The sequence below is a fragment of the Cryobacterium sp. Y29 genome (genome assembly GCF_002929825.1).
GTDB lineage: Bacteria > Actinomycetota > Actinomycetes > Actinomycetales > Microbacteriaceae > Cryobacterium.
The window spans coordinates 89,513-111,976 of sequence record NZ_PJJN01000036.1; the positions used below are offsets into that span (position 1 = coordinate 89,513).

At 65.3% G+C, this 22,464-nt stretch carries 19 protein-coding genes; 7 read left to right on the plus strand and 12 right to left on the minus strand.

Features of this window, described 5'->3' with window-relative positions:
• From CXY74_RS13595 to fdxA, 5 genes are read left to right on the plus strand one after another with little or no spacing between them, the layout of a single operon-like run.
• Entirely contained in the window at nt 1-1,413 is a 1,413-nt protein-coding gene (locus CXY74_RS13595) for a sulfate adenylyltransferase subunit 1 (RefSeq protein ID WP_104200917.1), read from the plus strand.
• A 23-nt stretch (nt 1,414-1,436) separates the two neighbouring features.
• Nucleotides 1,437-2,216 (plus strand): ABC transporter ATP-binding protein, encoded by a 780-nt coding sequence (locus CXY74_RS13600; RefSeq protein ID WP_233193401.1) that lies wholly within the window; start codon nt 1,437-1,439, stop codon nt 2,214-2,216.
• Complete coding sequence (locus tag CXY74_RS13605; protein ID WP_104200918.1) at nt 2,206-3,129, plus strand: ABC transporter permease; 924 nt, start codon at nt 2,206-2,208, stop codon at nt 3,127-3,129. The genes CXY74_RS13600 and CXY74_RS13605 overlap by 11 nt, the downstream gene beginning before the upstream one ends.
• A gap of 48 nt (nt 3,130-3,177) precedes the next feature.
• Nucleotides 3,178-4,578: an FAD-dependent oxidoreductase gene (locus CXY74_RS13610; RefSeq protein ID WP_104200919.1), complete on the plus strand. Its 1,401-nt coding sequence runs from the start codon at nt 3,178-3,180 to the stop codon at nt 4,576-4,578.
• On the plus strand, nt 4,575-4,898 hold the full coding sequence (gene fdxA / locus CXY74_RS13615; protein WP_104126929.1) for a ferredoxin: 324 nt from the start codon (nt 4,575-4,577) through the stop codon (nt 4,896-4,898). Before CXY74_RS13610 ends, fdxA begins: the two co-directional genes overlap by 4 nt.
• 314 nt (nt 4,899-5,212) lie before the next feature.
• Here the strand turns inward: fdxA and CXY74_RS13620 are convergent, their stop codons facing one another.
• The 11 genes from CXY74_RS13620 to CXY74_RS13670 all read right to left on the minus strand — a co-directional run bounded on the left by CXY74_RS13620 (nt 5,213) and on the right by CXY74_RS13670 (nt 20,135).
• The gene (locus tag CXY74_RS13620; protein WP_104200920.1) at nt 5,213-5,770 is read right to left on the minus strand and encodes a HutD family protein; all 558 of its coding nucleotides are present in this window, start codon (nt 5,768-5,770) and stop codon (nt 5,213-5,215) included.
• Between the two features lie 144 nt (nt 5,771-5,914).
• Nucleotides 5,915-9,610 (minus strand): AAA family ATPase, encoded by a 3,696-nt coding sequence (locus CXY74_RS13625; protein WP_104200921.1) that lies wholly within the window; start codon nt 9,608-9,610, stop codon nt 5,915-5,917.
• A gap of 326 nt (nt 9,611-9,936) precedes the next feature.
• The gene (gene mutM, locus CXY74_RS13630) at nt 9,937-10,881 is read right to left on the minus strand and encodes a bifunctional DNA-formamidopyrimidine glycosylase/DNA-(apurinic or apyrimidinic site) lyase (protein WP_104200922.1); all 945 of its coding nucleotides are present in this window, start codon (nt 10,879-10,881) and stop codon (nt 9,937-9,939) included.
• 11 nt (nt 10,882-10,892) lie between these two features.
• A complete protein-coding gene (rnc, locus tag CXY74_RS13635) occupies nt 10,893-11,585 on the minus strand; it encodes a ribonuclease III (RefSeq protein WP_104200923.1) in 693 nt (230 codons plus the stop codon).
• 47 nt (nt 11,586-11,632) lie between these two features.
• Nucleotides 11,633-11,836 carry a 50S ribosomal protein L32 gene (gene rpmF / locus CXY74_RS13640; protein ID WP_092108959.1) on the minus strand — a complete coding sequence of 68 codons (204 nt, stop codon included), beginning with the start codon at nt 11,834-11,836 and terminating at the stop codon, nt 11,633-11,635.
• A gap of 2 nt (nt 11,837-11,838) precedes the next feature.
• Complete coding sequence (locus CXY74_RS13645; RefSeq protein WP_233193402.1) at nt 11,839-12,375, minus strand: DUF177 domain-containing protein; 537 nt, start codon at nt 12,373-12,375, stop codon at nt 11,839-11,841.
• 73 nt (nt 12,376-12,448) lie between these two features.
• Nucleotides 12,449-14,848 (minus strand): DUF3488 and transglutaminase-like domain-containing protein, encoded by a 2,400-nt coding sequence (locus CXY74_RS13650; RefSeq protein ID WP_104200925.1) that lies wholly within the window; start codon nt 14,846-14,848, stop codon nt 12,449-12,451.
• The gene (locus CXY74_RS13655; protein WP_158252371.1) at nt 14,841-16,208 is read right to left on the minus strand and encodes a DUF58 domain-containing protein; all 1,368 of its coding nucleotides are present in this window, start codon (nt 16,206-16,208) and stop codon (nt 14,841-14,843) included. The genes CXY74_RS13650 and CXY74_RS13655 overlap by 8 nt, the downstream gene beginning before the upstream one ends.
• A 14-nt stretch (nt 16,209-16,222) precedes the next feature.
• Nucleotides 16,223-17,344, minus strand: coding sequence for a MoxR family ATPase (locus CXY74_RS13660; RefSeq protein ID WP_104200927.1), 1,122 nt, complete (start codon nt 17,342-17,344; stop codon nt 16,223-16,225).
• Nucleotides 17,341-17,829, minus strand: a complete 489-nt coding sequence (gene coaD, locus CXY74_RS13665; RefSeq protein WP_104200928.1) for a pantetheine-phosphate adenylyltransferase — start codon at nt 17,827-17,829, stop codon at nt 17,341-17,343. The genes CXY74_RS13660 and coaD overlap by 4 nt, the downstream gene beginning before the upstream one ends.
• A 65-nt stretch (nt 17,830-17,894) precedes the next feature.
• Nucleotides 17,895-20,135, minus strand: a complete 2,241-nt coding sequence (locus CXY74_RS13670) for an ATP-dependent DNA helicase RecG (protein ID WP_104200929.1) — start codon at nt 20,133-20,135, stop codon at nt 17,895-17,897.
• A 121-nt stretch (nt 20,136-20,256) separates the two neighbouring features.
• Here CXY74_RS13670 and rsmD point away from each other — a divergent pair, with 121 nt between their 5' ends.
• Nucleotides 20,257-20,838 carry a 16S rRNA (guanine(966)-N(2))-methyltransferase RsmD gene (gene rsmD, locus CXY74_RS13675; RefSeq protein ID WP_104200930.1) on the plus strand — a complete coding sequence of 194 codons (582 nt, stop codon included), beginning with the start codon at nt 20,257-20,259 and terminating at the stop codon, nt 20,836-20,838.
• Between the two features lie 42 nt (nt 20,839-20,880).
• On the opposite strand, the gene thiL is transcribed toward rsmD, so the two are convergent.
• Complete coding sequence (thiL, locus tag CXY74_RS13680; RefSeq protein ID WP_104200931.1) at nt 20,881-21,915, minus strand: thiamine-phosphate kinase; 1,035 nt, start codon at nt 21,913-21,915, stop codon at nt 20,881-20,883.
• Between the two features lie 24 nt (nt 21,916-21,939).
• Between thiL and CXY74_RS13685 the strand changes: the two genes are divergently transcribed.
• Nucleotides 21,940-22,464, plus strand: coding sequence for a DUF3515 family protein (locus tag CXY74_RS13685; protein WP_104200932.1), 525 nt, complete (start codon nt 21,940-21,942; stop codon nt 22,462-22,464).

A 22,464-nucleotide genomic window follows, 5' to 3' on the forward strand; every position in this document is an offset into this window, starting at 1 on the left:
ATGACCCTCACCATTGACCCCCAGGCCAGCACCGAAAATGACATCGTCGCCGCTCCCGAAGGCACCCTGTTTCGCTTCGCAACGGCCGGTTCCGTCGACGACGGAAAGTCCACCCTGGTGGGCCGACTGCTGCACGACTCGAAGGCGATCCTGGCCGACCAGCTCGAAGCGGTCACCCGCACCTCCACCGAACGCGGTTTCGGCGGCGAGAGCGGCGGCATCGACTTCGCCCTCCTGACCGATGGCCTGCGCGCCGAACGTGAACAGGGCATCACCATTGACGTGGCCTACCGCTATTTCGCAACGCCCGCGCGCTCATTCATTCTCGCGGACTGCCCCGGCCACGTGCAGTACACCCGCAACATGGTCACCGGCGCCACCACAGCGGATGCCGTCATCATGCTCATCGACGCCCGCAAGGGGGTGCTCGAGCAGACACGCCGGCATCTCAGCGTCGTCGCGCTGCTGCGGGTACCGCACGTGATCGTCGCGGTCAACAAGATCGATCTGCTGGACTACGACGAGGCCGCGTACCGAGAGGTGGAAGCATCCGTTCGTCTCATCACCGCCGAACTCGGAATCCCTGAGGTTCTCGTGATTCCAGTGTCGGCATTGGTCGGCGACAACGTCGTCGACCGCTCAGAGCGCACGCCCTGGTACGCCGGGCCGAGCCTGCTTGAACTGCTGGAGACGCTCAGCGTGATCGATGACCTGGACGCATCTGGGCGGGCCTCCGAGGCATTCCGGCTGCCCGTGCAGCTCGTACTGCGCCCGCAGGGCTCCGTCGTCGTCGCCCCCGAGCTCGCCGACTCCTACCGTGACTACCGGGCCTATGCCGGCCAGGTCGCGAGCGGCAGCATCAAGGTGGGTGACACCGTCAGCGTTGAACCCGGCGGCGGCACCAGCACGGTCACCGGCATCGACTTCGCCGGGGTCTCTCTCGACGAAGCCTTCGCGCCGCAGTCGGTCGCCCTGCAGCTGGCCGACAATCTCGACATTGCCCGCGGCGCCATCATCGCAGCGCTCGACACCCTGCCGCCTCTTACCCGAACACTCGAAGCCGACCTGTTCTGGCTCGACCCGCGCCCGCTCGCTCCGAGCGCCCGAGTTCTCGTGAAGTTCGGTACGACCGTGGTGCAGGCTCTGATCAGTGAGGTCACCGGTCGGCTCGACCTGACGACGCTCGGCGTTGAACCGGCGACAAACCTGGCCGTGAACGATATCGGGCAGGCCAGCATCCGCTTATCGCGCGATCTGCCCGTGGAACGTTACGTGCAGAACCGCCGCTCGGGCGCTTTTCTCGTGATTCACCCGCAGGACGGCGCAACCCTCGCCGCCGGCATCGTCACCGCGCCGGGCGAGCCCACCCGGGCCGGCGATGGCTCGGGCGCCGGGTCGGACGTGTCGCCGTGACCTCCCCCGCACGCACGTCAGTCGTGACAGCCCCCGTGCAGACCGCTGATCCGGCCCTTACCCCGGGGCTTGCCGCAATCACGATCGAGTCCCTCGGTAAGCGCTACGGCACCGGCCCACTCGTGCTCGACGACATCAACCTCTCGATCGAGGCCGGCCAGTTCGTCTGCCTGCTCGGCGCGAGCGGATGCGGCAAGTCCACCCTGCTCAACATCATCGCCGGCCTCGAGAAGCCGACGGAGGGCGCCGTCACCGTGGCGAGCGGTAAGGCCGCCGTCATGTTCCAGGACGCCGCTCTGTTTCCCTGGCTGACCGCTGGCCGCAACGTGGAGATCGCCCTGAAACTGCGGGGGGTGCCGCGCAAAGCGCGGGGCGCAGCGGCACTCGAACTGCTCGATCTGGTCAACCTGGCCGATGCCGCCAACAAGCGCCCGCACGAGCTCTCCGGCGGCATGCGGCAGCGAGTCGCCCTGGCTCGTTCGCTGGCGCAGGACCGCAAGGTGCTGCTCATGGACGAACCGTTCGCCGCCCTCGACGCCATCACCCGGGACCTGCTGCACGAAGAGCTCGAACGGGTGTGGCGCCAGACCGGCCGCACCATCGTCTTCGTCACCCACAACGTGCGGGAAGCGGCCCGGTTGGGCGAACGAATTCTGCTGATGTCGTCGCGCCCCGGCCGCATCGTCAACGAGTGGACCATCACCGATACCGGTTCCCGCCGAATCGAATCCCCCGAGGTAGCTCGTCTGGGCGACGAGATCACCGACCAGCTGCGAGAGGAGATTCGCCGCAATGCCGCTTGACGCTCGAATTGACACCACCCGTGCCGCACCTCACACACCCGACCCCGGCCACGACGAATTTCGTCGCCTCGAAGCCGGCCTGGATTCGTTGCAGGCCGTCCCCGAAACGCCCCGCGGAGCCTTTCGCCGCACCGTCGACGGTGTCCTGCCACCGATTCTGCTGCTCATCGCCCTCGTCGCGGCCTGGCAGGTCTACATACTTATCGCCAAACCGCGGCCGGACCTGATCCCGGGGCCGTTCGACGTGTTCGGCGCCCTGGCCAGCGCGTGGTCGAGTGAGCGCCTGCAGCTCGCGGTCGCGACGAGCCTCGAACGCGGCGGTCTCGGCTTTCTGATCGCCGTCGCCATCGGCACCCCGATCGGGCTGCTGCTGGCTGAATGCCGCCCGGTACGACGGGCCGTCGGCCCACTGTTGTCTGGTCTGCAGGTGCTGCCCTCGGTCGCGTGGGTGCCGGCCGCGATCATCTGGTTCGGCCTCACCGATGCCACGGTGTACTTCGTCATTTTGATGGGCGCCGTCCCCTCGATCGCCAACGGACTCGTGTCGGGTATCGACCAGATTCCGCCGCAGCTTCGCCGCGTCGGCACGGTACTCGGCGCCTCCCGGTTCGAGATGGCGACCCTCGTGGTGCTTCCGGCCGCGCTGCCCGGTTATTTCTCCGGCCTCAAGCAGGGCTGGGCTTTCGCGTGGCGTTCGTTGATGGCTGCGGAGATCATCACGACCGGCGGCACGATCGGATTCGGCCTCGGTACAATGCTTAACCAGAGCCGCGAACTGGCCGATCTCGCGGGCGTGCTCGCAACGATCCTGGTGATTCTGTTCGTCGGGATACTGGTCGAACTGGTGTTTTTCGCTCCGATCGAGCGTCGCCTGTTGCGCCGCCGCGGGCTCATGGCCGCCGGCTTGCGTTGAACCGCGCGCATCCACTTTTCTTCTCTGTTCTCTTGTGAAAGGCCCGTTATGACCCCCGCTTCTTCTGCCCTGCGTGTCGCCATCATCGGCGCCGGCCCAGCCGGCATCTATGCCGGCAACATTCTGAATCGGCTCGTGGTCGAGGCGGGCCACACCGTGGCCATCGACCTGTTCGATTCGCTGCCCGCACCATACGGGCTCATTCGCTACGGCGTCGCCCCCGACCACCCGCGCATCAAGGGCATCGTCAAGTCCTTGCAGGAGATGCTCGACGCAGGCACGATCCGCTTCATCGGCAACGTCACGTACGGCACCGACCTGAACCTCGCCGATCTGCGCGAGCACTACCACGCGGTCATCTTCGCCACCGGCGCCATTCTCGATGCCCCACTCGTCATTCCCGGCATCGACCTGCCCGGCTCGTTCGGCGCCGCCGACTTCGTCTCCTGGTACGACGGGCATCCCGACGTGCCGCTGGAATGGCCACTCGACGCAACCGACGTGGCGGTCATCGGCAACGGCAACGTAGCCCTGGATGTGGCCCGCATTCTCGCCAAGCACGCCGACGACCTGCTCACCACCGACATTCCCGCGTCGGTCTACGCCGGCCTTGCCGGATCTCCGGTCACCGACGTGCATGTATTTGGTCGTCGCGGGCCGTCGCAGGTGAAATTCACCCCGATCGAACTGCGCGAACTCGCTGACATTCCCGATGTCGACCTCCTGGTCTATGCCGAGGATTTCACGCCCGACTCACACAGTGAACAGCTCGTCGCCAGCAACAACCAGGTCAAGATCATGACCCGCACGCTGAACGGATGGCTCACCAAGGCTCCCCTCGGCGCCTCGCGTCGCCTGCACCTGCACTTTCTGCACGCACCGGTCGAAGTGTACGGGGACGGTCGGGTGGAAGGCATCCGTTTTGAACGCACCGAGCACACCGGAGACGGCGGAGTGCGGGCGACGGGGCAGGTCGTCGACTATCCGGTACAGGCCGTTTATCGCGCGGTCGGCTACCGGGGCAGCGCGCTCACCGAGGTACCGTTCGACGCCGTTCGCGGTGTCATTCCCAACGACGGCGGGCGGGTGCTCGACGCGGCCGGCGACGCGATCGCGGGATTGTACGCCACCGGGTGGATCAAGCGCGGCCCGGTCGGCCTCATCGGTCACACCAAGGGCGATGCCCTCGAGACCGTGACCCGCCTTGTGGCCGACCTGCCCGTGCTCGTATCCGGTGCAACGCTTGATCAGGGCACAGATATGATTCTGGCGCTGCTCACGGACCGCGGCGTGGAGTACACCACCTGGGCTGGATGGCGCGCCCTCGACGCGCACGAGCAGTTGCTCGGCAGCCAGGACCTGGTCACTCCCGGCCGGGAGCGGATCAAGGTTATTTCCCGGGCCGAACAGGTCGCCATTTCTCGTGTGGAAGCGTTGTCGACCCTATGACGTATGTGATCGCTCTTCCGTGCGTCGATGTGAAAGATCGTGCCTGCATCGATGAATGTCCGGTGGACTGCATTTATGAGGGCGAACGCTCCCTCTATATTCATCCGGACGAGTGCGTCGACTGCGGAGCCTGCGAACCGGTCTGCCCGGTCGAGGCCATTTACTACGAAGATGACCTGCCCGAACAGTGGTCCGATTACTACAAAGCCAACGTCGAATTCTTCGACGATATCGGCTCCCCCGGAGGAGCCGCCAAAATCGGCGTTCTCGCCAAGGACCACCCCGTCATCTCCGCATTGCCACCACAGGGGGCCGAGTAGCTCGGACTGGGTAGTTACGCGTGCCAGTCAACACGCGAAATCGACAACATGCCGGACATGACCGTTTGAGCGCGCACGGTCATGTCCTCTCGGCGATGATCACCTCGCATCGGGTTCTTCACTACAAAGTATCGATCCGTCGAATCTGCCGCTCATCGTGACGACCCACACGCGGGTCGCAAGAACCTCCCTGGCACGGGCCGGTTGAGATGTAGTCGACACCGTTGCTGTCCGTGGCACCAGAATCATCGATATTGGGAAACGCTGTGGCTTCGCAACTGCTGATCTTCACGTCACGGGTACTGAGCAGCCTGTCAGGCCAGAACCGCTTCCAGCGTGATGACGGCGAGGAATCCCCGTCCGAGCACCTGCGGGGCCGGATCGTCGCCGCGCACGGTGTCGAGGATGCTCAATTTGGCCTCCTCACCGTTGGCGGTCACGACGGCGTTGCCCTTCAGCAGCAGGGCGAATTGGTCGCTGAACACCGGGTGGGGGCGTTTCTTCGACAGCTCTACGATCGATAGAAAACCCTTGAACGCTCCCCGTCGCGCCATCACGTTCAAATCTTTTGTATCGCCGACCGGCAAGGCGGCGCTGGTAACGCTGTCACCGGAAAACCGGAATGGCCGGTACTGTTCCATGGCGTGCTCTTCGCCATCGACGGTCACGATCATGAGCTCGCCCTCGATCACCGTGAGGATGCGGTCCACCCCCGGAAAAGTAGAGAAGTCGCCGGCCGCGGTCACGTCGGCGATGCTGATGCGCCAGTCGAAGTCCACCGCGCCGTCGGGGAAAGATGCCACCTCGCGGCTGGTGCCGCCGCCGTTGCGCCAGGGTGCGGCCCGAAGAGCGTCATATCGAATAATGCGCATGATTTTAAGTTTAGGTCAGCAGGCAACACGAAACCAGTTCACACTCAAGCGATGCGCTCTGGCGGCCGCGGCTGGTCCATCACTGAGAAGTTCGGAAACAACGATCAGTCCACGAACACCGAACTCCCGGCACACGCCGAGCGGTCAGGACGCCGCGGCACGCTCCCGCTGATCGGCACGGGCGCCGACGCGTTGGCCCACGACGGCGCTCACCCCGTCTTGCCGCATGCTGACACCGTAGAGGGCATCCGCTATCTCCATGGTGCGTTTCTGGTGCGTGATCACGATGAGCTGGCTGGTTTCGCGCAGGTCTTCGAAGATGGTCAGCAGCCGGCCGAGGTTGGCATCGTCAAGGGCCGCTTCGACCTCGTCCATGATGTAGAAGGGGCTCGGGCGGGCCTTGAAAATGGCGATCAGGAGCGCCACGGCGGCGAGCGAGCGTTCGCCACCCGAGAGCAAGGACAGTCGTTCGATCTTTTTACCGGCCGGCTTGACCGACACCTCGATGCCGGTCGTGAGCACGTCATCGGGGTCGGTGAGCCAGATACTGCCGCTGCCGCCGGGAAACAGCACCGGAAATACCTCGGCAAAGGCCGCCTGGGTGTCATCGAATGCGGAGGAGAAGATGGTCTGCATCTTTTCGTCGATGTCGGCGATGATGGTCAGCAGGTCGCTGCGGGTCTCGGTGAGGTCGGTGAGTTGCTCCGTGAGAAACCGGTGCCGTTGCTCGAGCGCCGCGAATTCTTCGAGGGCGAGCGGGTTGACCCGGCCGAGCTGACCGAGCTTGCGTTCCGCAGCCGCGAACCGTTTCTGTTGTTCGGCCCGATCGAAGCGGATACCGTCGCTGGCGCCGTGTTCGCTGGCGCCGTGTTCGCTGGTACGGCTTTCATCCCGAACACTGTCCCGGGCGCGTACGCCGATACCCGTACCATCAGGTGGAATGACCTGGTCCAGCCCATATTCGGTGACGAGCACGTCTTCGGTCAACCCCAGTTCGCTTCCGGCGCGTTCGAGTAGGCCCGAGAGTTGCAGTTTCTTCTCGTAGATCTCGAGTTCGAGGCCGTGCACGTTCTCAGTGATCGACGCGAGCCGCTCGCGCAGGGCATTCTCGTCACGACGCAGCTGCTGAAGTTCGGTGTTCTGGCTGGCCCGTTCGGTTTCGGCGCTCGCCAGTTGAAGCCTCGCCTCGGCGACGGAGCGCTCCGCCGCGGCGAGCACGGCCGGAAGTGCCGTGGCGACCCGGGACGCGGCATCCACTTGGCGACGACGAACGACGGCGCGGCGAGCCTCGGCGGCGGCGGCGGCGCGGTCGGCCTCGAGACGATGGGTGAGGGTCGTGACGAGCGCTTCGCCAGCGCGCACCCGCTCGCGGGCGGTTTCTCCCTGCAGCCGAGTCTCGATCTCGGCCTCGCGGGCGGCCTCAAGTTCGGTATAGAGCGCGTCGCGCAGGGACACGTCAAGGAGGGGACGTGGCCGTGACCGGGCGGTGTCGAGGGCGGCTGCTCCCCGCACGGCGACGGCCTCAGCTTCGGTGACGGCGCTGCTTGCGAGCCGCAAAGCGGCAGAGACCCGATCGACATCGGCGGTGGTGGCGTCCGCTTGCACCAAGAGTCGCCCACGCCGTTCGGTCACGGTGGCGAGCCGCGTTTCACAGGCGCGCAGGGCCGCCCGTGCACTGACGGACTGCTCTTTGTGCGCCTGCAGTAATGTGCGCTGTTCGGTGAAGTCGAACCGCACGCGTTCGATCTGCGAGGTGACGGCCGCGAGTTTCTCGGCGGCGGTATCGCGTTCGGCGACGAGTTCGAGCCTGCTCTGCCTGGCGCCGGACCCTCCGCGCACGACCCACGGGCTCAGCACCTCTCCGGAGAGGGTGATGAGGGTGATGCCGTTCGGCAGCTGTGCGGCGCTGGCCACGGCGAGATCGTCGGCGATGACGGTCTGGGCGAGCAGCCCACATACGCCGGCCGGGCCGTCGATGACCGAGTTCGCCCAGCGGATGCCCACCCGCGCGCCCAGTACATCAACTGGCGCTGAAGGGTCATCGGAATCGGAATCGGCATCGGAATCGGAATCGGCATCGGCATCGGCATCGGCATCGGCATCTGCATCTGCATCTGCATCTGCATCTGCATCTGCATCTGCATCGGCCACGATCAGCTCGACCCGCCCGTAGTCGTCGCGTGCGGCCTGCATAATCGCGGCGAGTGCGGCGTCGCGATTGTCGGCAAGCACGGCGTCGGCGAGGGAACCGAGCGCGGCAGCGATCGCCGCCTCGAACCCCGGCTGCACTCGCACGTGGTCGGCCACGAGGCCGCGAATGCCTGCTAGCTGCGCGGCGAGCACCGCCGACGAGCCATCTTTCTGATCGAGCGCGAGGGAAAACGCGCCCTGCCGGGCTGCCTGGGCGTCGCGTTCCCGCTCGTGCCGGTGGAGGTCATCGCGAAAGCGCTCCACCTCGGCCTCAACGTGCTGCACCGCGGTTTGCGCCAGTTCAAAAGCCTCGGACAGGTCGCCCGAGTCGGGTTCTCCGGCGGGCACGGCCGCTGGCAGTTCGTCGAGCTGCTGCTGTGCTTTTCGGCTGCGGTCCATCGCGTCGTCCTGCGCGTTCTGCTGCCGCAACTGCTCACCGCGCACGGCAGTAAGCCGCGACGCCGCCGCCTCCGATTGGCCGGTCAGGTGCGAGATTTCGAGGTCGTGCCGAGAGACGAGTGCTGCCTGCGCCGCAATGTCTTCGTCGACCGCGTCGAGCCGCGACCGGGCCGCCGCACTCTGCTCGCGCGCGGTGTCTGAGGCGATTTGGGCTGTCCCAATGCCCGCACGCAACAGCTCGACCTCATCGGCGGCCTCGGCCAGCATGGTCGGGGTGACACTCGATACGAGTCCGGTCGACTCCGCCTGCGACCCCAGCAGGGCCAGTCGCTGATTGGCGAGAGTGAACAGTCCACGCAGGCGTTCCTGCACCGACTCGAGTCCGTGACTGGTGCGGCGAGCCCGGTCGACGGCATCGCTGATTTGAGTGAGCTCAAGCCGCTGCACTCGGTCCTGTTTCTGCGAGAGCTGTTCCTGGAGCACGATCCGCTCGGTGTGCCGTTCACTCTCGGTGCGGTCATAGATGTCGAGCGCGGTGCGCAGCGCCACGACGTCGTCGGCGAGCAGGCGGGCGCGCGCGTCGCGGACGATGGCAGCGATGGTCTGCGCTTCCCGGGCGATTTCGGCCTGGTGTCCGAGCGGCTTGAGCTGGCGCCGAATCTCTCCGGCAAGGTCGCTCAGCCGGGTGAGGTTGGTCTGCATCGCATCAAGCTTGCGCAGGGTCTTCTCTTTGCGGCGCCGGTGCTTGAGAATACCGGCGGCCTCCTCGATGAAACCTCGGCGTTCCTCCGGGCTCGCGCGCAGCACAGCGTCGAGCTGTCCCTGCCCGACGATGACGTGCATCTCCCGGCCCAGGCCAGAGTCACTGAGCAGCTCTTGCACGTCGAGCAGCCGGCAGGTGCGCCCGTTGATGGCGTACTCGCTTGCGCCGTTGCGAAACAGTGTGCGCGCAATAGTGACTTCGGAATAGTCGATCGGCAGGGCGCCGTCGGTGTTGTCAATGGTGAGGATGACCTCGGCCCGGCCGAGCGGACCGCGGGTAGACGTGCCAGCGAAGATGACGTCCTCCATCTTTCCGCCGCGCAGGGTTTTCACGCCCTGCTCGCCCATTACCCAGGCCAACGCGTCGACGACGTTGGACTTGCCCGAGCCGTTCGGGCCCACGACGCAGGTGACGCCGGGTTCGAAAGCGAACGTCGTCGGCTGCGCGAACGATTTGAAGCCCTTGAGGGTGAGGCTCTTCAAATACAACAGAAACCCTTTCGGTTGTCGGCCGCGAACACTCGTCTCGGCGTTGATCCAACGCTACCGTGACCCACCGACACGGGCCGGGACATCCGCTGATCGCACAGTGTGGCGCGAACACTTCGGTCGCTCGGATCACTGCGGCGCAGAATGCGGGGCTTGTCGATCGCTGAACTCGTCATGTCGCTTGAGGCTACCGCCCAGCTGGCCCGACTCTGAGGCGGTGGCCGCGCTGCGTGACGTCGTCCCCGCGACGAGATTCGGAATGATCGAGTCCCACTATTCGGACGTCGGGCTAGACCCCCAAACCCGTGTGCTGGCGAAGCCCCAGCTCAGCGCGTCGAGCCTCTGCCGCCTGGGCGCGGCTGAGACAACCGCTGGCAGTGCGGGCAGAAGTGCGAGCCGCGGTTCATGAACTGTTCGCGCACGATCAGCGTGCCGCAGCGCGAACACGGGTTGCCCTGCCGTCCGTACGCTTCGAGGCTGTGTGCGAAGTAGCCGGACTGCCCGTTCACGTTCACATACTGGGCGTCGAAGCTGGTGCCGCCCTCGGCCAGAGCGCGGTGCAGAATAGTGCGCACGGCCGCGAGCAGCGTCGTCGCCTTGGCGCGCGACAGCGACGCAGCGGGCTGCTCATAGTGGATCCGCGCGGCGAACAGCGCTTCGTCCGCGTAAATATTGCCGATGCCGCTAATCAGATTTTGATCGAGCAGCGCCCGCTTGATACCGGTTTTCTTCTGTGCGAGTGCGTTGAAGAAGGCGCGGGGCGAGAACGATGGGTCGATCGGGTCGCGGGCGATGTGCGCAACCTGTCCGGGAATGTGGTTCTGCCAGACGGCATCCGCTGTAGCCATACCAGAATAGCCGCCGGGAAGCCCGTCGCTGGTGGCGACCATGGCGTCGACAGCCATGCTTCCGAAAATACGCTGGTCGACGAAATTGACCCACAGTTCTCCGCGGGTCGGGTGCTCCAGCGTCAAGCGGATGCGCAACAGGCGATCATCGGCCGCCCCCGGTGCCCGCAGCAGCACCTGGCCGCTCATACCGAGGTGAATGACGAGTGCCCGGCCGCTCTCGAGCGGCAGCCACAGAAACTTGCCGCGACGCACCGCTGCGAGAATTCGCCGCCCCACGAGCTGCTGGGCGAACGCCCCGCCCGCGGGAGCGTGCCGGCGCAGAGAACGTTCATCGAAGACCTCGACCCCGGTGACCACAGCATTGGTGACCGCCGGCTGAAGGCCGTAACGCACGACCTCGACCTCGGGAAGTTCCGGCATTTCGTGAGACTTCAGAGCGCTTTCAGCTGGTTGATGGCGTCCCGCGCCGCCGCCATTTCAGCGAACTTCTTGCTCGGACCCACTCCCTGGGCGGTCACGGTAGAACCGATCGCTATGGTCGCGACAAAAATCTTCGAGTGATCGGGACCGCTCGATTCGAGTGTGTAGACGGGAATGCCCACGCCGGCGCTGGCGGCGAGCTCTTGCAGACTCGTTTTCGGGTCCATCGACACACCGAAGTGACCAGGCTCAGCCAACAGGGGTTGGATCAGGCGCAGCACGAACGCGGTGGCGACTTCGCCACCGGCATCCAGAAAAGTGGCCCCGATGAGCGCCTCAACGGTGTCGGCCAGAATCGACGCTTTATCGCGCCCACCGGTGAGAATCTCACCGCGACCCAGGCGAATGTAATCGCCCAGTCCGAGACCTCGGGCGATCCGGGCGAGGGCGGCCGTGGATACCAGGCTGGCCCGGCGTTTGGCCAGATGACCTTCGTCGAGGTCGGGGTAGGTGCGGTAGAGCATCACCGTGACGGCCTGACCCAGAATCGAGTCGCCAAGAAATTCAAGGCGCTCGTTTGTGGGAATGCCCCCGTTCTCGTACGCAAAGGACCGGTGAGTTAGAGCAAGCTCCAGAATCACCGGTTCAATCTGCACTCCGAGGGTCGCCAACAAGGGCGACCGCTCGGTACGCACGCTTTTCATCTGTACACCTTCATCGACCGAGTTTCGGCCTCTTCAGAAGGAGTGACTTAGATGTCAGCGACTTTACGGCCCTTGTATTCCATGAACAACGGGGTGCCGGTGGAGTCGGTGACAACCTTGGCGCGGTGCGGCAGGCTGTAGACGACCTTGCCGCCCTCCATGGTCTTCACGAGTGTGGGAGGCGTGGCCTTCCACTGCGCGCGACGCGAGTGAGTGTTGGAACGCGACATCTTGCGCTTCGGAACTGCCATGACTACTTCTCTTCTCTGCTGTCTGAAACATGGATGTTCGCACCCATGTCTTTGTCTGTGGAAGCCGTGAACCCCGCCAGCGCCGACCACCGGGGATCGAGCGCAGCGTCGGAAACCAGTTCGGGCAATTCGTCAAGCGGCTGTCCGGTCTCACTGTCAAGACCTGGGCAATCCCGCCGACATACCGGCTGGAACGGAAGTGCTAACACTACCGCGTCCCGGATCAAAGATTCCAAATCGACATGGTCGTCTAGAATCTCAAACTCGAAGGCTTCCTCCTGAGGATAACCGAAAAGCTCGGCAAACTGAACTCGAACCGGCAGGTCGATGTCTTTCAGGCAGCGGCCGCACTCGCCGAGTGCCCGCGCGTACACCTCGATGCTGACCAGGATTCCCTCATGCATCGCCTCGAGCCGCAGCTCGGTCGACAGAATCGAACCGGCTTTCACCACTACGAGGCCAGCACCCAGGTCGTCGGGGACCTCAATGTCGAGGTGGCGTTCGTGCATGGTACCCGGGCGGTTGATGAGGTCACGCACGTCGACCGTGTACGGAGTCTTCTTGAACTTAGTCACGGTCATAAATTCTACGCGCTCTGGCTGGACGCTGTGTTCAGGGGGCGATCGTGCGGGCCCGTCGCTCTCCGCGCAGCACCGCAGCCAGAGTGGCGAACAGCGAGGCAGGAGCGAATAGTGCCCGAAAACGGATGCTGACACTCGCACCATCGTGCACCGCGCGGAGGGCCAGCGTCAGGTCGTCGGCGAGGGTTTCTGACGACGCCTGCGACCGGTCGAACCGCGAGCGTTCGAGCGCCAGAAGTACCCGTGCCAGTGCCTCCGTCTGCGCAGGGTCGACGGCTCGAAGGCGTTCCAGGCGGCCCGCGAAGGCCCGGGGGGTCTCGGTGACCGGCACCGGTATGCCGTGATCGAGGCAGGTGTGCTGCAGCTCGGTCCAGGCGAGGCCTGCACCGGCTCGTCCGGAGCGGACGCGGCGCACCCGCGAACCACGCAGCATCCGTCTGGCTGCCGCCGGAAGGAGTAACACGAGCAGTCCCAGCATGCTGAGTCCAAGGATTCCGAGCAGTTTGCTGGACTCGACACTCTGCGTTGTGGCTCCGCGTTCCAGGGCGGAATCGTTCGCTAACCGGTCCGGGCTGAGGGCTGGACCGCTCGTGGCGCGGGCCTCATCCGGTGTTGTAATCGGTGTGCCGGCAACGACTGCCTGCTCGTAGTTGGGTACGATGCCGCGGCCGGGCGTCGGCTCGAATTTCACCCAGCCGACGCCGACGAAGTACAACTCCGGCCAGGCGTGCAGGTCGTGGGAATCCACGTTGTACTGCCCCAGTCCCTGCTCGAGATCCTGCGATTTAACCCCGGGCAGATAGCCGAGAGAGACCCGCGAGGGGATGCCGAGGGTGCGTGCCATCGCGGCCATGGCGGAGGCGAAGTGCACACAGTAGCCGCGTTTTTCCTGGAGGAACATTCCAATCACCCCCACTCCGCCACCGTCGTAACCGGCTTCAACGGGCGCGTCGGTGTCGTAGCTGAAAATGCTGCTCCGTAAATAGTTCTGAATTGCGACAGCAGCGTCATAGTTCGACGTCGTGTTCGCCGTCACCTCTCGTGCTGTCTCCCCGATGATCGGCGGCGCTTCGACCGGGAGTTGAAGATTGCCCACGACGCTCGCGGGATAATCGCTGCTCGATTGTCGCAGTTGCTCGGCGGTGGGTTTCAATTCCAATGACGACACCGTGTATTCCTGACCGAGAGTGTTCGCCGAGACGCTCGCGATCGTCCGGGTACGGCTGTCCCAATACCAGCGACCGGTCAGACCCTCGATGCTGCTTGCGCGTGCCGGCGCGGGCAACCACTGGCTGTTGACGCCGTCGATGACGACCGATGTCGACGCTTCCACCGTCTCCACATTGGCATCGAGCCCGAATGGCTTCTGAATAGCGTCGACGGTATTGCGCACGTCTGCCTCATCGACGCGTGCCGTCCAGGTCAACCCGATGACCTCGTCAAGGGTGAGTAGGGTGAAATAGGGCTGCTCGGTGCCGGTCGAAGTGTAGTGAAATGCCGGTCCGGCCTTGGGGCGACGCAGGTCCTGTCCAAGATTGATCATGGGACTCACCCCGCTGCCGAACAACAACCCACCGGGCCGGGCCGTCACAAGCCCCCCGGCAGTGAAAGCCGGGGCGACCGTGCTCAGAATCAAGGCGCCCACGATAGTGAGGGCTCCCGCCAGGAGTGCGCCGCCCTGCGACCCGCGGCCGCGCGGCCGCTCCGACCGGTACGTCCGAGGCACGCGCGGCCCGGTCGCACGATGCGTTGTCGCCTCGGCACGACGACCAGAAACATCGACCCGCAGCAGCAGCAGAAATGCAACTGCCGCCGCCACAAGCGCGACAATATCAGCCCCGTCGTCGATGATGAAGCCCGGCACGAACACTGGCACGAGTGCACCCGCTGCACCGATGGCGGGCCAGCGCAGGGTCACCGCTAGCAAATCCATGAGAATCGCGATCAGCCCGGTGCCGCCGGCGAGCAGAAAGAGGATGCCCAGGGTCACCTCGGCCGGCGTGCTCTGCTGCGCGATCGAGGCCCCTCCGGCGTCGATCAGCCCGGCGAAAGTACTGACGGTTTGCGGTGTCGGAATGAGCCAGAACAGGCCAGTCCCACCGCCGAACATGAGAGTCATCATGCCGACCAGCACCGCGCTGTTCGCCATCGGAACAATCAGGCGTGGCACTCCCAGACGGCGAAACACAGCCGCGCCGAGCAATACGGCGCACCCGACTGCCGCACAGACCCACCACCAGGCATTGCCGCGCAGCAGCGGTGCGAGCGCCGCACAGGAGACGAGCAGAAGCAACAGCAGGCTGAGTGCGAGCGGCCAGGGCGCGACCCTGCGCCCGCCGCGGCGACCGCGGAGCCTCCCAGGCAGGCGCCCCGGGCGCGCCTGGGAAAGGAGGTCCGAATTCGTAGTTGCTTTGGTGGCCAGACTAGTCATGGTCGGCTCCTCGCTCCCCGCTCACGTCGTTCCATACGTCTGCCAGGTCATCGGCGCCCGCAAGCTCCACGCAGCGCCAGCCAGCGGCCTGCAGGCGTTCGCGGGCTTGTACCCCCACGGTGCGCTGCACCAACGCTATAGCGGGCGCACAGTGACGTACGAGGGCGACGAGGTCTTCGACATCCGCATCGGACACACTCACGAGCATCGCGAATGTCGGAAGTGATAGCTCTGCGTTACGCAGGGCGGCACGCACCGGTGCGCGGCGCTCGGCGGACAGTCGAGCGCTACGGGTAGGCCACGGCACCGGCACCACACCGGCGAGGGCTTCCAGCAGTGCGCGATCGCCGCCGGGAGCACGAAAAGTGGCGGGCACGTCGCCGTGCATCCCGCCCAGGGCCTGTTGGTTGCCCGGCAGGAGTTGGCTGGCGCCCAGCTCGATCACCTCGAGACGGTAGCCGGCGTCGAGCAAATGCACACCAACGGATGCCGCCAGCTCGATCGCGAGTTCAAAACCGGTCACGAGATGCGGTGGAACGTGCCCGGCCCCGAGCCCCGCCGCGCCGGCCAGGGTCGTGTCGAGCACGATGCGGGCCTCCGGATTGCTCCGCTGCTCTTCCTGCCGCACCATGAGTTGCCCCTGCCGGGCGGTGGCTGGCCAGTTCACGCGGCGCAGGGCATCACCGGGGCGGTATTCGCGGGCGATGAGTTCGTCGGAGGTGGGGGTGGCCTGACGCAACAGCTCCCGGATCGAGCCGTCGTTGCTGGACTGGGCGACGCCGCTGCCTGGCAGCGGCGTCACGCGTGGTGTCACTATCAAGTCGTGGGGCGAACCCGCCTGCCGGTCGCTGTGCGCGAGGCCGAACGGGTCCTGACGTGACACCCGGAGCGGGCCGACATCGTAGACGCCGCGGTTGCGTGGCACGACGGAGTACTCCAGGCGCACTGTGTCACCGGTCGCGCCGTTCCGGCTCACGAGGGGAAGGATGGCCGCCGCCGGCACCTCAACGCCGGGTGACGGGGTGTCGGCCCACCAGGCACCGCTGAGCGGTGTCGCCGAAAGGTTGTGCAACTGCAGTGAAATCACACTCTCACCGCCGACCGACACGATCGGCGGCCGAAAGACCCTGCTGACTTCGACTCGGGCGGGGCGGAGCGAAACGTAACCGGCTGCCACAAGCGGCGCCACGATCAACAGGCTGGCCACGAACACCATGTCACGGTTGTTCACCAGCACAGCGTTGGCGAACAAGACAACTCCGGCCGCCAGAATGACCCAGCCTCGCCGGGTGAGACGCGTGGCGAATCGGGCCGCCAGCCGCGTGTACCAGTCGGCATTCGCCGGCCCGGTATCTTTCACCCCAGGCGCCATGACTACGACTGCCCGGTAGAACCAAGGGGCCGCATCGAAGCGGCGGGCACAGGCGGCAACAATGAGGACGTCGCCGGTTCGAACGGGTGTGCTGGAACCTGATCGGATGCCGCGACACCGACCGGCACCGGCGTGTCAGCAAGGATCCGACGCACGATGTCGTCGATCACCGGGCCGCTGTCCTGGTGATGGTGACCCAACGCCCGGCTGGTGGGAACCAGCCGATGACCAAGAACGGCCACGGCGAGCGCGTCGATATCGTCGGGCAGCACGTAGTCCCGACCGTTCAACGCCGCCTGGGCTTTCGCGGCACGGATGAGTTGGAGCGTTGCCCTCGGGCTGGCACCGAGACGCAGGTCGCGATCGTCGCGGGTGGCGCGCACCAAATTAACCGCGTACTCCTTGACCGCCGCGGAGGCGAAAACTGCTCGTGCCGTGTGCATCATGTCGCGCAGGGTCTCCTCCGACACCACGGCCGAGATCAGAGCGAGCGGACTATTGGTGTCGCGCGAATCGAGCATCGCCAGCTCCGATTCGGAGTCGGGGTAGCCCATGGAGATGCGGGCCATGAATCGGTCCCGTTGCGCCTCCGGAAGGGCGTACGTTCCCTCCATCTCGATCGGGTTTTGGGTCGCGATAACGGTGAACGGCAGGGCCAGTGGGTAGGTCGTGCCGTCAACGGTGACCTGGCGTTCCTCCATTGATTCCAGCAGTGCCGACTGGGTTTTCGGACTCGCCCGGTTGATCTCGTCACCGATGACGATGTTGGCGAAGACCGGGCCCGGTTTGAACTCGAACCGGCGTTCGGCCTGATTGAACACGGACACCCCGGTCACGTCGGAGGGCAGCAGGTCGGGGGTGAACTGAATTCGCCCGACCGTGCAGTCTACGGAGCGGGCGAGCGCCTTGGCCAGCATGGTCTTGCCCACACCGGGAACGTCCTCGATGAGCAGGTGCCCCTCGGCCAGCAGAACCGTCAGTGCGATCTGCACGGCCTGGTGCTTGCCATCAATGACCGTCTCGACGTTGCGCATGATCGCGCGCCCCGCATCGTGCAACTCGCGCAGGTTGCCGGCCGACACTCCCTGTGTCGGCACGGAGGAGCGAGTCGGTTTGAGGTTCATACCCGCGACCGCTCCAGATACTCCGCAACGGCTCGCGGCACATACGGCGAGACGTCACCGCCCAGGCCGGCCACTTGGCGCACCAGAGAGCTGGAGACATGGGCATTGGCCGGATCGGGCAGTAGAAAGACTGTCTCGACGGCGGCCAGATTGCGATTGACGATCGCCATCGGCGTCTCATAAGCCACATCGACCTGTGAGCGGATGCCCTTGACCAACACGCTCGCACCGACATCCATGCAGTAGTCCACGAGCAATCCCACGCTCCAGCTGGCGACCACGATATTTATCGGCAGCCCAGCCTCTCGTATGGCCTGCTCCAGCAGCGATACGCGCTGATTGATCGGCAACAGCGCCGATTTATCAGGGTTATGCACCACAAGAACGTGAAGCTCATCGAACAGGCCGGCCGCGCGATCGATCACGTCCAGGTGGCCCAGAGTGACGGGGTCAAATGATCCAGGGACAACGGCGATCCTGCGCATGGTCACACCCTACTGCTACACACTGACGGAACGCTGCCCGCTGCATCCGCTTTGCGTCGACATCATCAGCCTTTATTGAGCCAGGTGCGCTCGGAATCATTCAGGCGGCGCGCAATCGCATCACGTAGCGCCGGGTTGGTGCGGATGCCCGGATCCCCTGTGACCAAGTGGTAAGCCGCTTGTCGAGCTTCGGCGATCATGTCGCCGTCGACCGCCACCCGCAGAAAGCGCAGTTTCGAGCCGTCACCGGACTGCATATCACCGAGCACGTTGCCCTCCCGGCGCAGGGCGAGGTCGAGTTCAGCGAGCACGAAGCCATCGAGCGTTGCGGCGACATCACCGATGCGCTGGCGGGCCGGGGACCCCGCGCGGGAGTTCGTTACCAGCAGGCACAGCCCTGGCACTCCACCACGTCCGACCCGGCCGCGCAACTGGTGCAGCTGGGAGACACCGAATCGGTCTGCGTCGAGCACGACCATGGCGGAGGCGTTCGGAACGTCGACACCGACCTCAATGACGGTGGTGGCGACGAGAATATCGATCTCACCGGCGGCAAAAGAGCGCATGATGCGGTCTTTCTCCTCGCTCGTCATGCGCCCGTGCAGTGCCTCGAGACGGTATGGCGCCAGGGACGCGACTCCGCGCATTCCCTCCAGGACTTCTTCAACGTTGAACAGCGGACGCGGATCGTCTCCCGGCGGCGGCGCGATATCCGCCTCGTCTTCGATTTCTGCCGGAGAAATCGCCGGACACACGACAAAACCTTGACGCCCCAGGGCAAGTTCCTGCGCCAAACTCGCCCAGACGCGCCCGAACAGTGCCCCGTTCTCACCCATCGGAACGACAACACTGCGAATTCCCTGGCGCCCGGCCGGCAGCATGCGAATGGTGCTCACGTCGAGGTCGCCGAACACGGTCATAGCGATGGTGCGCGGAATCGGCGTTGCCGTCATGACAAGAACATGAGGAGGCTCCGCCCCCTTGAGCCGCAGTGTTTCGCGCTGGTCGACGCCGAACCGGTGCTGCTCATCGATCACGATCAGACCGAGGTCGAAAAAGGTCACGGTATCGCTGAGCAAGGCGTGCGTGCCGATCACAATGCGCGATTGGCCAGAGACCGTGCGCAGCAGGGCCTTGCGTTTCTGCGCCACGGGCAGTTTTCCGGTCAACAAGGTCGGCATCAGTTCGGCCGCGAGATTCGGGCCGAGCAGGGTCGTGATCGACCGCAGGTGTTGCCCGGCGAGCACCTCAGTCGGTGCCAGCAACGCGGTCTGGCCGCCGCTGTCCGCTACGGCGAGCATGGCCCGCAGGGCAACCACGGTCTTGCCCGAGCCGACCTCGCCCTGCAACAGCCGATTCATCGGGCCGGACCGGGCCATGTCGGCGGCGATTTCGACCGCGCAAATTTCTTGATCGACCGTCAGCACGAAGGGCAGCGCCGCATCAAAGCGTTCAAGGTAGCCGCCGGGCGTTGGTACTCGGGGTTGGGTACGGCGCTCCCGCGCGAGACTGTGCCGCTGCATGAGGGCGCACTGCAGCACCCAGGCCTCAGTGAACCGCAGCGTGTCTTGCGCGGCCATCCACTGTTCTGGATCGTCAGGGCTATGAATCCAGCGGATGGCCTGGGTGTGGTCGAGCAGGCTGTGTTCGACCCGCAGGTCGTCGGGAACAGGGTCGGGCAGGGTGCCGAGGCGCCGGAGCACCTGATCGATCATCGTTTGCAGGTTCCAACTGGTCTCGGCGGCCGTAGCGGCATAAATGGGGATGAGCGGCTTGTGCTTCAACCGCAGGGCCGGGTCGTCGCGCGCCTCTTCTTCTTCACTTTCGAAGGTCTTGTACGACGGGTTCGCCAGTTGGCTCTGACCCTGGTACATGCGCACCTTGCCGGAAAAACTGCCGCGCAAGCCGGGTCGCAACTGGTCAAGACGCCACTGCTGGCTGTTCTTGCCAAAGAATGTGAGGGTGAACTGACCTCCCCCGTCGGAGATGACCACCTCTACGATCGTGCCCGGCCGGGATGACATGCGCTTTTCGTGCGCAGAAATGATGTCGGCGATGACCGTGATGTTGGCGCCGGGAGTGAGCTGGTTCAGGGGCCGGAGTACTTCGCGGTCGGCGTAGTCGCGCGGGTAGTGGCTGAGCAGATCGTTGACGGTCTGAAATCCGAAGGCTTTTCCGAGCGCTGTCGCCTGGGCTGCGCTGAGGGCCTTCTTCAACGGGGTGTCGAGCGTCAGCGGCTCGGGCTGGGGTGACGGAAGCGCAACGCCATCGAATCCGGGGCCACTGGCAGCGCTCGAACCGGTCATGCATTCATCGTAAACCGGGCCACTGACATGGTGTTGTGACTGAGCCACCACAACCAACGCTGCCGCCGCAGGTTTTTCTGCGCGGATCGTTCTTTGCGGGGCGGCTAGGCTCGGGAGGGTTATGACGCGAATTATTACCGGGTTTGCCGGCTCTCTCTCCCTGGCTGTTCCGAAGTCGGGTACACGGCCAACCAGTGATCGGGTGCGCGAGGCGATCTTTTCGGCGCTCGACTCACGGGATGCCCTGCACGGCATGCGCGTGTTGGATCTGTATGCGGGATCGGGAGCTTTGGGGCTTGAGGCCGCCAGTCGCGGTGCCCGTGTCGTGACGCTCGTCGAGAACAGCTATGGCGCGGCAGCCATGTGTCGCAGGAACGCCGAGGCCGTGCAACGGTCAGCGCCGAAGGGCACTGACCTGAAGATTGCCGTCTCGGCCCAGGCGGTTCAGTCGTTCTTGGCCGCTACCAAAGAGGGCTTCGACGTGGTGTTCATCGACCCGCCCTACGACCTCAGCGAGATTGAACTCGGGCACAATTTGAGTGCGCTCGCTCCCCTGCTGGCCACCGACGCGCTCGTAGTGCTCGAGCGCAGCTCCCGCTCGCCCGAGCCACACTGGGGCCCGGGGCTCGCACTCGACCGTCGCAAGGACTACGGCGACACGACCGTCTGGTACGCCGATTCCACCCTGCAGCCGGCACCGTAGCACCGACGGCGGACGTCACTGGTCCTGCGACATCCGGTTCAGTTAGCCGGCCGCACCGTCCCAGCCTCGGTACGGGTCCCAGCCGCCCTGGTCGTGTGGAACACCGTCGACGGTGATGGTGCCCCAATTCGAAGCGGATACCGCGACGACCGTGCCGAGGCGGCGAAAGTCGGGCGGCAAGACACGGTCGGGTGCAAAGGTCGCGAGAAGTCCGTGGTCTTCTCCGCCGCCGAGGGCGACCTCGATCCGCTCCCCCAGACAGCTGGAGTCGAAGTCGATCCCCACACCGCTGGCCCTCGCGATGCGTCCGGCATCGATGGCAAGTCCGTCGGAGACGTCAAGCATGGCCGTGGCTCCGCCGACCGCTGCAATCGGGCCGCTTGCAATCGGCGGTACGGGGGTGAGCTGGGCGGCCACTTCGGTGGGATGCGTGACTTTGAGTGCGTTGGCCCTGGCCAGGTCGGGTACTCCGTTGGAATCAACGCCCAGACGGAACAGTAGTTCGAGGCCGATTCCAGCGTCGCCAAGCCGGCCGGAGAGCGCCACTGTGTCCCCCGGCCGCGCTCCCGATCGAAGAACCGGAGCGCGGCCCTCGAGGTCGCCGAAGGCCGTCACAACCAGGGTGAGGGCGTCTGACGCTGACAGGTCACCGCCGACCACCCCGCAGCCGGGGGCAAGAGCCTCGCAGCAGTCGCGCAGCCCGTCGGCAAGGCCCTCAAGCACCGAAACGGGCGTCGACGGCGGGGCGGCGATCGCCACGACCAAAGCTGTCGGGCGAGCGCCCATCGCGGCCACGTCCGAAAGATTGGTGGCGGCGGCCTTCCAGCCAAGATCGTGTGGTGACGACCACGCGAGGCGAAAATCAGGTCCCTGAATCATCATGTCGGTCGTCACCACGAACCGCCCATCAGGCGCCGAGATGACCGCCGCATCGTCGCCCGGGCCGAGAAGTTGGGCCGACGCCGTCGGTAGACGGGGAAAGATCCGCGCCAGCACGGCCCCCTCGCTGAGGTCGGCGAGAGTTTCGGCGGCAGCGGAGTGCGGAGGTGAAAGCGGGGCATCCGCAGCAGTGGTCATGTTAGAAACGGTAGCCTGAATACGATGTCTCACCCACTCCTACTCCTGCGCACCGATCCCCTTCGTTTCGTCGCCGCCGCCGCCGTGCTGGCGACCTCACTGTTGCTGGCTGGCTGCGCCACCGCCGTACCCCTGACCCCGGCCGCCGACGCCACCAACGTGGCCTGCGCCGACGTTATCGTGCACCTGCCGTCCACCGTCGCCGACCAGGCGTCACGGGAGACGAACGCCCAGGCCACCGGCGCGTGGGGTGACCCCGCCGCCGTCCTCCTGCACTGCGGCGTGACGGTACCGGCGCCAACGACGCTGCCCTGCCTGAATATCAACGGCATCGACTGGATCGAGGACGACTCCGACGCCCCGACCTATCGTTACACGACGTATGGTCGCGATCCGGCCATCGAGATCGTGATCGACTCGGAAGCGGTGAGCGGCTCGACCGCACTGATCGACGTCGCCAATGCGGTCGGGTATGTGCCGGCTACCAGCGCCTGTCTCGGCGCCGAGGACGTGCAGTTGCCCACCGACGGGGCCACGACCGCCCCCTGA